General features: G+C 61.0%; 9 protein-coding genes and 3 tRNA genes. 6 read left to right on the top strand and 6 right to left on the bottom strand.

From position 1 onward, the window contains the following. Positions 1 to 314: 314 nt before the first annotated feature. Entirely contained in the window at positions 315 to 2,114 is a 1,800-nt protein-coding gene (locus AC5RK6_RS00950; RefSeq protein ID WP_493926300.1) for a BspA family leucine-rich repeat surface protein, read from the top strand. On the opposite strand, the gene AC5RK6_RS00945 is transcribed toward AC5RK6_RS00950, so the two are convergent. Both AC5RK6_RS00945 and AC5RK6_RS00940 read right to left on the bottom strand, forming a co-directional pair. Further along, positions 2,111 to 2,488 carry a DMT family transporter gene (locus AC5RK6_RS00945; RefSeq protein ID WP_320758234.1) on the bottom strand — a complete coding sequence of 126 codons (378 nt, stop codon included), beginning with the start codon at positions 2,486 to 2,488 and terminating at the stop codon, positions 2,111 to 2,113. The two genes, AC5RK6_RS00950 and AC5RK6_RS00945, sit on opposite strands and share 4 nt — an antisense overlap. After that, the gene (locus AC5RK6_RS00940; protein WP_320758235.1) at positions 2,488 to 2,802 is read right to left on the bottom strand and encodes a DMT family transporter; all 315 of its coding nucleotides are present in this window, start codon (positions 2,800 to 2,802) and stop codon (positions 2,488 to 2,490) included. Before AC5RK6_RS00940 ends, AC5RK6_RS00945 begins: the two co-directional genes overlap by 1 nt. A gap of 109 nt (positions 2,803 to 2,911) precedes the next feature. Between AC5RK6_RS00940 and AC5RK6_RS00935 the strand changes: the two genes are divergently transcribed. Then, positions 2,912 to 3,637 carry a hypothetical protein gene (locus AC5RK6_RS00935; RefSeq protein ID WP_320758236.1) on the top strand — a complete coding sequence of 242 codons (726 nt, stop codon included), beginning with the start codon at positions 2,912 to 2,914 and terminating at the stop codon, positions 3,635 to 3,637. Positions 3,638 to 3,775: 138 nt separating this feature from the next. Next, a complete protein-coding gene (locus AC5RK6_RS00930; protein ID WP_435731012.1) occupies positions 3,776 to 5,260 on the top strand; it encodes an AI-2E family transporter in 1,485 nt (494 codons plus the stop codon). Positions 5,261 to 5,333: 73 nt separating this feature from the next. Here the strand turns inward: AC5RK6_RS00930 and AC5RK6_RS00925 are convergent, their stop codons facing one another. From AC5RK6_RS00925 to AC5RK6_RS00910, 4 genes are all read right to left on the bottom strand, one after another. After that, positions 5,334 to 6,260: an AEC family transporter gene (locus AC5RK6_RS00925; protein ID WP_320758238.1), complete on the bottom strand. Its 927-nt coding sequence runs from the start codon at positions 6,258 to 6,260 to the stop codon at positions 5,334 to 5,336. A gap of 93 nt (positions 6,261 to 6,353) precedes the next feature. Further along, on the bottom strand, positions 6,354 to 7,151 hold the full coding sequence (locus AC5RK6_RS00920) for an endonuclease/exonuclease/phosphatase family protein (protein ID WP_435731011.1): 798 nt from the start codon (positions 7,149 to 7,151) through the stop codon (positions 6,354 to 6,356). 91 nt (positions 7,152 to 7,242) lie between these two features. Next, positions 7,243 to 7,719, bottom strand: a complete 477-nt coding sequence (gene msrB / locus AC5RK6_RS00915) for a peptide-methionine (R)-S-oxide reductase MsrB (protein ID WP_320758240.1) — start codon at positions 7,717 to 7,719, stop codon at positions 7,243 to 7,245. Then, positions 7,694 to 9,565 carry a mechanosensitive ion channel family protein gene (locus AC5RK6_RS00910; protein WP_320758241.1) on the bottom strand — a complete coding sequence of 624 codons (1,872 nt, stop codon included), beginning with the start codon at positions 9,563 to 9,565 and terminating at the stop codon, positions 7,694 to 7,696. Before AC5RK6_RS00910 ends, msrB begins: the two co-directional genes overlap by 26 nt. A 271-nt stretch (positions 9,566 to 9,836) precedes the next feature. Between AC5RK6_RS00910 and AC5RK6_RS00905 the strand changes: the two genes are divergently transcribed. The 3 genes from AC5RK6_RS00905 to AC5RK6_RS00895 all read left to right on the top strand — a co-directional run bounded on the left by AC5RK6_RS00905 (position 9,837) and on the right by AC5RK6_RS00895 (position 10,123). Beyond that, positions 9,837 to 9,909, top strand: a tRNA-Glu gene (locus tag AC5RK6_RS00905). A gap of 25 nt (positions 9,910 to 9,934) precedes the next feature. Further along, positions 9,935 to 10,008: transfer RNA gene (locus tag AC5RK6_RS00900), tRNA-Asp, on the top strand. Between the two features lie 39 nt (positions 10,009 to 10,047). After that, positions 10,048 to 10,123: transfer RNA gene (locus AC5RK6_RS00895), tRNA-Phe, on the top strand. Positions 10,124 to 10,269: the final 146 nt, after the last annotated feature.

Here is a 10,269-nt window from a genome sequence, read left to right as displayed (position 1 = left end):
CGGGGCCTACCATTACGCTACCCCTCCCCGGGCTATCCCTTTTCACCCACCCGCGGTTATACAAGCAAGGCACCAGCCCACATCGGCCACCACCCCCATTCCACAATCTCGCCATTTCTATTTACCGAAAATCCTAAAATCTCCGCTTTGCATTCATTCAATAATCATGCCTAATACCGGTATAATTAATTGATGACCTGCCATTATGGCCATCCGCACGAGGGAGGCACAGAAGCTTCCCGCCAAAGATAAGGAATATTACTGTGACTATAAAACGCACTAGGCAGCTGGTGGCGGCGGGGTTGTTAACCGTGATGACCTCCACCGCTCTCGCGCCAGCAGTTTTCGCGGAGCCCGTCAATCCCGCCCCGCCTTCCGCAACGCAGTGCAGCGTGTGGAATACCTGGGATAAGGCCGAGTGGTGCCTCACCGATGGCACACTCTTCCTCCGGGGACCAGCCATCCCAGCAGTGGCGAATAGTGGAATACCGCCGTGGGATCGCAACGCCGTCGTCAATATGGAACTCATCCCCGTGGGGGCTGAGAAAATGGTGCTCGAAGGGCGCTTCGGAGGCGGTTCAACAACCGTGTTTTCCCGGATGCCGAATCTGCGCGCTATTAAAGGTCTCGACAAAGTTGATGCCAGCAAAATTGAAGATATTTCTAACCTCTTTTATGAGGATGCCTCGCTGACCTCTCTTGATCTATCAAGCTGGGATGTTAGCAAGGTATACAATATGACTTCCACCTTCGCGAAGACACCCAAGCTTACTGATCTCAAGATTTCAGCCTGGCGACCGGTTGCTTTGGAAACTGCGCGGCAAACATTCCGCGGCTCCGGGGTACGTGACCTTGACCTGTCGGGGTGGGATACTCCGAGGCTGAGTGACACCTCGGATATGTTCAACGAATCGCAGATCCGCAGTCTCGATATTTCCGGCTGGGATCTCACCGGAACCGACGGTGGTTACCGCCCGCGCATGCTCTTCGCGAAATACCTACACACTCTCACTCTCGGTAAGAAGAGCACCATCACTCAAACCGACCTGCTTGGCAGTCTCACGGGGCTCAATTTGCTGGCGGATAACTACGGGCCTGCCTGGCGCGCCGTCGATAAGATCGACCCCGCAACCGGTGCGGTGCTCGAAAAGGGCACTCTCACGGACCCCAAGGGTGAGCCGATTGGCGGCGCTGATGTTGCGGCACTGAGCACGAAACTTGGAAACCTCCAGCAAGATAAGCTCACCTTCGTACGCCGGCCCGTCACTGTCACCGTTCATATGGGCGATGCCGCCGCGGGCGGTTCCGAAACCGTGTACACCTGCCTGACCAGCGTGGGCACTGCCTTCGGTTCCGGTTCGCCTTTCACTTGCCTCAAGGGTACGACGGCGCCCGTCGTTGATAACGACGGGAATGTCGCTGGCGACGACGAAGCAACCAAGCTGGTGAACTCCTGGTTCGCAAAGACCAACCCCGTCGTGCCTACCCAGGAAGGCAAGACCTTCAAGGGCTGGAGCACCGATGCTGCCGGCAACCAGGCCTATGATGCGGCCAATGCTCCGACCATCACGGTTGGTACGAACCTTTACGCACAGTGGGAGACTCCCGAGGTAAAACCGCCGGCACCCGAACCGCAACCTCAACCGGATCCCGCACCGGAACCGCANCCGCAGCCNCAACCGGATCCCGCACCGGCACCCGAACCGCAACCTCAGCCCCAGCCTGAAAAGCCCGCAGTAGTTGCCCCGGCAGCTCCGGAATGGCCGAGTGTCAGCGCTCCGGCGGGTAAGACGATTAAGGTCAAGAACAAAGGTGGCGCGGTTCCGAGCGGTGTCGCCCTTGAGGTGAGCGGCCCGGGTACCGCCGCACTCAATGCGGATGGCTCCATCACGCTAAGCCTCGATAAGAACGCCAAGCCGGGCGCGACTATTACGGTCACGGCCCTGGCCAAGGATGGGACGAAGCTCGCGTCCTTCACCGTGACTATCAGCAGTCCCGCGGAGGGACCTGCGCTTCCGGCAACGGGCGCGGCAACTCTGGGACTGACGGCTGGCGCGTTTGCGCTTCTCGCACTCGGTAGCGCGGCTGTCGTACGGCATCGTCGTGCTTCCTAAGCATCTCCGTTAGCCGGAACGTTCATCGGCTGGCTACCCTCGTGGTAGCCAGCCGATTTTCGTTCTACAACCCGCAGCCCGACCACCGCACCGACGACCCCACATAGGAACACCACTTTCAGCACGCTGAGTTCCTCGACTCCCCGTGCGGCCGCAATCGCCACGGTGAGCACCGCACCGATCCCTGTCCACACCGCGTAGGCAGTACCGAGCGGAATCTCGCGTAGCGCCCGGGAGAGACCCCACATGGATACAATGAGCGCCACGCCGAACACAATCGCCGGCAACGGGCGGCTGAGCCCGCGTGAATCGCCGAGCGCCGTCGCCCATACGGCCTCAAAAATACCGGAACCTACCAGAATTACCCAGGCCATTAGCCCACCACCTTGAGTCCCACCACCGAAGCGAGGAGCACAATAAGCAGCAGCACGCGGGCACGTGAGGTGCTTTCCTGGCCGCTCAGCCAACCGTAGACCAGCGTGAGGCTTGCGCCCACCCCCACCCAGACCGCGTAGGCCGTGCCGGTGGAGATCTCGCGCATGGCCCAGGCCAGGCCGAGCAGTGAAAGTGTTTGCGCCAGCACAAAGACCGCGACCGGCCCGCGCCTGGAAAAATGTTCGGATTTATCCAGGGCCGCAGCCCACACAGTTTCGAGCGCTCCGGAGAGCAGCAATATTATCCACGCCATAGTTACGGTGGCCGTCTTTGCGCTGGGCGGGTACGGCTCCCTCGTCCGCGGCGGTTGGTGCACGCCCGGACCCAGGCTAGCACAGGCCGTCGGGGAGTATCCTCGAAGCATGAATATCACCTCCCTCACCCTTTCCGGGCAGCCGCTTGCCGCACTCGATATCACCCCTTCCGAGCAGGGCTTTTGCCTTGTTGCGATCACGTACGTGAACGGTTCCGAGCAGCGCCGTGTCCTTTCCGACGACGCCGCCCTTATCCTTTCCGCCGCTCCGGCCGCGGATATTTCCACCCGAGTCACGGCGCTTCTCACCGAACCGGGCGAGGGGAAGGTGGATTTTGCATCGCTGGCCGGGCAGTTGGTGGCCCTGGGAACCGCGCGTTTCCAGGCAGGTGCACCGGACGTGGCGGGAGCGCGCGGCAGCGAGCTACTGGAGCTCCGGCCGGTGGCCCCCGGGCGGGTGAGCGAGCGGGACACTCCGCGGATTGTGCCTGCTGAGATGCTTGAAGGGCGCGATCCGGCGGCGGTATTCCCGCGTATTCCGGATGGTTTGCCCGATGCGTGGAGCACGCCGGTGGGGCGTTTCACTCCCGAATATGAGGAGCGCGCCCGGGTGGTATGGGAGACTCTGGCCGCGGCCGGCTACAGCCCGGAGTTCTGGTGGGCGGGCAGCGAGGATGGGGAAGTCATCGCGGTACCTTTCGGCGAATGCGGAGAGTCGTTCCTCGTTGGTATTGAGGAACCGGATGAGCAGGTGGAGATTGATGCGCATATTGCCGCGGGTGAGCTCGCCGAGTGGCTGGAAAGCGAAATTGACCTGTTGCGGCCAAATGAGTAGCGCGGCGGGGAGGCGGCGTCGTCGTACCACCGCACGCGGCGCGCCCGCGTACTAACGCTCGTGCCGTAACGCGCCCGGCGCAGGCCGTTCTTCAGTAAGCTAAAGCTTGTGAAGGAATCAAAGAAGTCACCCTCCCTGATGGATCGAATTCGCTCGGCAGTGTCGCGGCGCGAACAGATTGAGCGCGTGGCCGAGGAGGCCGTGGAGCGTTACGCGAAGGATCCTGCTGATAGTAGTGGGCGTTCGCAGCGCACCGTGGTGGAGATTCATCCAGCTGGAGTGCAACCGGTTCTGGTGACGTGGGGCGTGAGTGCCTGGCTGCTTATCGGCGTGGTGATTGCCATTTGGGGCATCTTCCACATGGCGGCCTCGGTGCAGTGGGTGCTCGTGGCGGTGTTCCTCGGGCTGGTGATGACCTCGCTTCTCCATCCGATTGTCAATATTTTGGATCGGATTATGCCGCGGGCGCTGGCGACGGCGTTGGCCTTGCTGGGCCTGTTCGCGGCATTGGGCGGGATTATTTACTGGATTGTTGATTCGGTGGCGAATCAGTGGTCGAGCCTGTCCGAACAGATGCAACGCGGCCTTGATGGCATTTTTAATTGGATTGCGAACGGGCCGATTCCGATTAATATTACGGTCGATGAGCTGCGCGAGGGCCTGAACGAGGGTATCGAACGTGCGGCTACGTACTTGCAGAATAACGCGGGGAATATTGCGTCGACGGCGCTTTCGCAGGCCGGCACGGTAGCTTTGGCTTTCACCTTGGTTGCGCTGGCGCTTTTCTGCTCAATTTTCTTCCTGGCAGCCGGGAAGAAAATGTGGCTGTGGTTTATTAATGTGCTACCGGATCGGGCGCGGCGGCGCACCCACGCTGCTGCTACCGCCGGGTGGTACAGCTTCTCCGGGTATGCGCGCGGCACGATTCTTATTGCGTTATGCGACGGTGTTATGGCCGCGATTCTGCTGGTGGCTTGCGGGGTGCCGCTCGCCGCTCCCCTGGCGACGCTCGTGGTCATCGGTGCTTTTATTCCACTTTTCGGTGCTCCGGCGGCGATGATTATTGCGGCGCTGGTGGCTCTGGCCACCAAGGGTGTGGTTATCTCCTTGGTGGTGCTGGTGGGCGTGGCGCTCATTGGCCAGTTCGAGGGGCATGTGCTCCAGCCGCTGATTATGGGGCATCAGGTTTCTCTCCATCCGGTGGTTATTGCGGTGGGCGTGACGGCCGGTACGTTCGTAGCGGGGTTGCTGGGTGCGATTATTGTGATCCCGCTTATTTCTATCGTGTGGGAAGTTTTCAAGGTGCTGCGCCGCACCCCGGATAAGCCGCTTACGGAGCTTCCCGAGTTGGATCTGCGCGATCTGGCGGGTACTGCGGTGGCGAAGCAGCTGCTGGAATACAACGCGAAGGAGCTCAATACCCGAGCGGAGGAATCTCCCTCGCCGGTCACGGCGAGGGCGGCGTCGTACACCCCCGGCGGGGAGGATCGCGTGCTCGATACCACGGATATTAACTCCCCTACCCCCGCGGCTCCGGAACCGGATTATGCCCTTGACCAGCCGGGCTTTGAGGTGGATGGGGAGGTACCCGGCCCTGATTACAACCCGGTTAAGGGCCAGTAGCCCAGTAGCTCCGCGGCATGTAATTCCGCCGGCGCGGCTTTATACCGAAAGTGGCCTCATGGCAAAAGCGCTCTTATACCGTTTGCGCGATGACGGTAATGAGGAGGATAACGAGGAGCGAACCGACCGTGGTGATGATAACGGCGTCGCGGGCCATGGTGACGCCGGAGCGGTAGCGGTGGGCGTAGACGAACACATTGTTGGCCGTGGGGAACGCTCCGATGATGGCGATCGCCATGAGGGCTTCGCCGCGCGCGCCGAGGAGGTAGCCGGCTCCGAAGGCGATTAGCGGCCCGAGGACTAACCGGCAGAAGATACCGAGCATGAGGGGTGCGCTTTCGCGCCCGAATCGGGGCAGGTGCGCCCCGCGCAGGGACATTCCCATGGCTAGCAAAATAATGGGAACGTTGGCACCTGCCATTTTGGTGAGCGGTGCGGACACAAGTTCCGGGATGGGGATCTTGAGGAGGGCGACCATGAGCCCGGCAAAGACCGCGATGAGTAGCGGGTTTTTGAGGCGGGAGACGATGGTGCGCCACAGCCCTTCCGTTTTCTTCCCGGTTTGGTTGTCGAGGATGGAGAAGAAGACCGGCACCATAACGAGGATTTGGAAGAGCAGGATAGGAGCTGCCGGGGTGGGGTCGCCGGTGATGGCCACGAGGAAGGCCACGCCCAGGTTGCCAATATTGGTATAGCAGGCAACGAGCGCGCCGACGGTGAGTTCGGTCCCTCGGCTTTTGAGCAGGGTCGCGGCCAGGGCTGTGTAGATGAGTCCGGTCCCCACCGAGGAGATGATATTGGCTAGTCCGTTCACTCCGAAGAAGGACGCCGGGTCGGAGTTCGCCAGGGTGGTGAACATGAGTGCCGGCAGGGTGGTGTAGAAGACGAGCTGGGTGAGGGTGCGGTCGCTTCCCGGGGGTACGATTTTGCAGCGCGCGACGACGTAGCCGACGAGCATGATCGCGATAATCACCCAAAAGTTGAGCAGTACAGAAGCCATAACAGCACTAGTGTAAACAGAGTTCTTCAGGCGTGAGGGCGTATCTCGAGTGCGCGGTGCGGCAGTGCGCGGTGCGGCAGCGGCAGGGCGAGCCTATTTCCAGACGACGGTAGCGCGCAGGGCGCGGTGGTCGGAGAGTGGCAGGAAGAGGTTTTCCGCAGCCCGCACTTCGACCCCGGTTCCGAGGATATGGTCGATTTGGCTTTCTGGCTCGTCGGAGGGGTAGGTGAGGGCTTCGGCGGCCGCTTCGTATCCGGTGGCTGCTAGGGGTACGTCACATCCGCGGATATTGAGGTCCCCGATGATGAGGCGCGGGGCATTTTCCAGGCCGTAGCGCTGGGCAAACCCGGCGAGGGCTCCGGCTACGGTACGGAGTTGCGTGACGTTGAGACGGTACGTGTAGGTGAGGTGCGTTGCGGCGACGACGACGGAGTGCCCAGGCGCCACTTTAATTTCTGCGAGGATCGCAACCCGAGGAATTTCCCCAATCCCGATATTTGTCCGCAGGGTTTTCAGCCATGTTTCTTGCTGGTGGACGGGGAGGTTGATGACTTCCCTCGCACCGATGGGGTAGACGGAGAGAAGTGCGGTGCCAACGCCGCGGGCCTGCCCTTTTTTGGTGGCGCGGAGCCGGCTGCGTTCATTCTTGGTGGGCGCGAAAATGGCTTCGTGGTAGTTGCCTGCGGCGAGGAGGGGCGCGTAGAGGTCTCCTCCGGGGGTGGTGACTTTGAGTTCTTGAAGGGCGAGGAGATCCGGGCCGGCGGCGGTGATCTGCCGAATGGCTTTACTAATGGATTCGCGCTGCCATGTCACTTTGTCCGTATCCGGGCGCGGGCGCCGTGAGGGCTTACCTTGTTGGAGGTTTGCGGACATGACATGAAGGCTCGGCATGGTTTCTCCTTTGTCGCGACCCGGTGGACACCGACAGCCCGGGGAGAGCCCCCGTTGGCCGCGGTGTGCAACACCGGTGATTCTACCGAATCTATGCGGTGGTGGACTTACTTGTGGGTTCGGATAGCGGCCCGGGTGCGGGCGAGGCCTGGGAGCCGGATGCGGACTCGGTTTCAGGTTCGAAGGTGAGTGCTACGGAGTTCATGCAGTAGCGCTGCCCGGTAGGAGTATGGGGAGCATCTGGGAAGACATGCCCGAGGTGGGAATCGCAGGTGGCGCACCGGACTTCGGTGCGCGGGTATCCGAGTTTGTAATCAACGTCTGTTCGCACGGCGTCACTTCGGGAGGGGTCATAGAAGCTGGGCCAGCCGCATCCGGCATCGAATTTGGTGGTGGAGCGGAAGAGTTCTGCCCCGCAGGCCCGGCACCGGTAGATGCCTTCGCGTTCTTCGTTCAGGAGTTCACCTGTGAAGGGTGCTTCGGTTCCGGCTTGGCGCAGAACCGTGAATTCTGCCGGGGTGAGAACCCGGGCCCATTCTTCATCACTTTGCGGGAGCATCTGTGCCATGTGCTGTCCTTTCTTCAATTTCCTCATTGCTGTCAGTTTGCTTTGTGATGTCACTTTCATCCGCTTCTCCAGAAACTGCCGGGAAGACCGCGGTAGGAGGAGCCGATGATTCTGCCGGGACCTTGCCGGCTTCGTGGACGGGTTCTTGCTGACCGGTGCGGCGCGCAGCATTATGTTCGCGCTCTGCCAGGACTTCGGCACCCGGGCCGGAGAATTCTTGACCGCGTTTTTCGGCTTGGATGGATCCGGTGAACAGCGAGGCTTCGTGGCCTTCCCGGATCCGGGTGGCCGGGCCTTCCGTGCCGGCGGGGCTTGCGGGGCGGCTAGCTACAGGTACCCGCTCCGGGCGCACCGCCGCTTCAATATCAGCTGCGGAGAGGATACGAGTTTCCCGGTAGTCCTGCGGGTCGAAGGTGGTATCCGGCTCGGTTTGTTCCTGGGCACCGATGGAGGTACGGGTAACTTCGCGAACCGCGGGACTGGCCGGCTCTTCAGCCTCCGCCAACGCGGATTGTGCGGATTCCTCAGCCGCGACTTTCTCAGTTTCTTCGACCTCGGCTTCGCGCGATTCGCCAGCCGTATTGCTTCCCGAATGTTTCGAGTCGGATTCGGCTTGCTCCGCATTACTTTCCGCGAGAAGAGCGCCGGGTGCGGAAGAGGCTGCGGCGTCGTTATAAAAACGGGTGTGCGGGAAGGCATCCGGGGCGTTGTTTTGTAACCACACGATGAGCTTTTCACGCACATGGTTGCGCAAATCGGTGAGTTCGCCAGGTGAGGAGGCGGAGACAATCGCGGAGACCTGCAGGCCGTTCGCGGTGGAGGCATCCCCCACCACGAGGGTGCCGGTGTCACCATCCCAGAGATCGGTATTGGCGAGGATGCGGTCAAGTTCGGCACGCAGCTCCGCGATGGGAGCGCTCCAGTCAAGCTGGAGAACCACCGAGCCCGTAATATCCAGATCGCGGCGGCTCCAGTTTTCAAACGCGGTGGAGGTGAGTTTGTTGGAAGGCACGATGAGGCGCCGGCCGTCCCACACTTTGAGGACCACATAAGACAGCGTGATTTCCTCAACGGTGCACATATTTCCATCCCAGATGACGATGTCATTGACGCGGATGGAATCCGAGAAAGCCAGTTGCAGCCCCGCGAAGAGCGTGCCCAGAGTAGATTGCGCAGCAATACCAACAACCAGGGAGATCACGCCCGCGGAAGCGAAAAGTGAAGCGCCGGCGGCTTTTGCGCCCGGGTAGGTCATGAGCATGGCGGCCACACCAATCACGACAATGAGGGCTACCGCCAAGCGCCGCAAAATCTGCAGCTGAGTTTGCACCCGACGATAGCGCGTTTCAGCCACCCGCTCCACGAATTTGAGGTACGCACGCGCTGCCCCGTTGACCACACCGACAAGAAGCCAAGTTAGGCCCGCGATAATGAGGAGAAGCAGCAGGTGCTTGAGCACGGGCGACCAATTGGGCCGATCCTGTTCCGGGAAATTCTCCATGTACGAGAACACCCCGAAGCGCGCACCCACCACCGCGAGCGTGAATTGCGCGGGCGCCTGGAGGCCACGCACCACATCGATCAACCCGGTATGCCGCCGGAAACCGGCCTTGACCACCGCCACGATGACCACGGCGATCACCCAGCCGATGAGCGCACCCAGCAGGCACACCCCGAGCAGCTGCGCGATATCAACCGTGGCGGCGACGGCTTGTTCGGCAACTTCGTGCAGATCCGAGGTGGGGGTGGGTTCCGGCGTGGGCGCCTCACTTTCCGCCCGCAGCAAGGGTGCGAGCGAAAGAGCTTTCCAGGCAGCCGGGGCCACCGCGAGTACCGATGCGTTCATATCTGAAAGCCTAGTGCGTGCTTGCGACAGAAAAAGCGGCGTCGAACTTCTTTCGCCTGCGGCGTGAGACAGCTGCGCGGCGGGCACACGGCGTCTATCTGGTACGACGCCGCCCGCCTGCAGCGTGGTCACCTCTCTGAAAAGCGCGGATTACCGCGGAAAACTCGCTTGGTGATCGAGAACACCCTCGTTCAATTTGCTAAGACCTGGAATCCTACGTAAGCTTATACCCGTTCCCTCAGCGGGGACGCTTTGAGAACAACGTTCTTGAGCCCCCATCGTCTAGAGGCCTAGGACGCCGGACTTTCACTCCGGTAACACGGGTTCGAATCCCGTTGGGGGTACGCGATGGTTATTTGCCTAGCAAATGGCCCCGTAGCGCAGTTGGTTAGCGCGCCGCCCTGTCACGGCGGAGGTCGCGGGTTCAAGTCCCGTCGGGGTCGCGAAGGAAGAACGCCCGGGAAACCGGGTGTTTCTCTTTCGGCTCTGTAGCTCAGTTGGTAGAGCGTTCGACTGAAAATCGAAAGGTCACCGGATCGACGCCGGTCGGAGCCACCACCTCTGCCCCTTGCTATAACAACACTTTCTCGCATTCACGCCACTCCCTTTTCTTTTCTTTGGTGACCCAGTTCGAGAAAACGGGTTAATAGACAAAAAGTGGGTCTAATGACGGCGTGTCGTTAGCTCCCGATCTGGGGGTTAAT

Source organism: Actinotignum sp. usb-actsch-213, from assembly GCF_059085665.1.
This window is presented reverse-complemented; position numbering and strand designations above follow the sequence as displayed.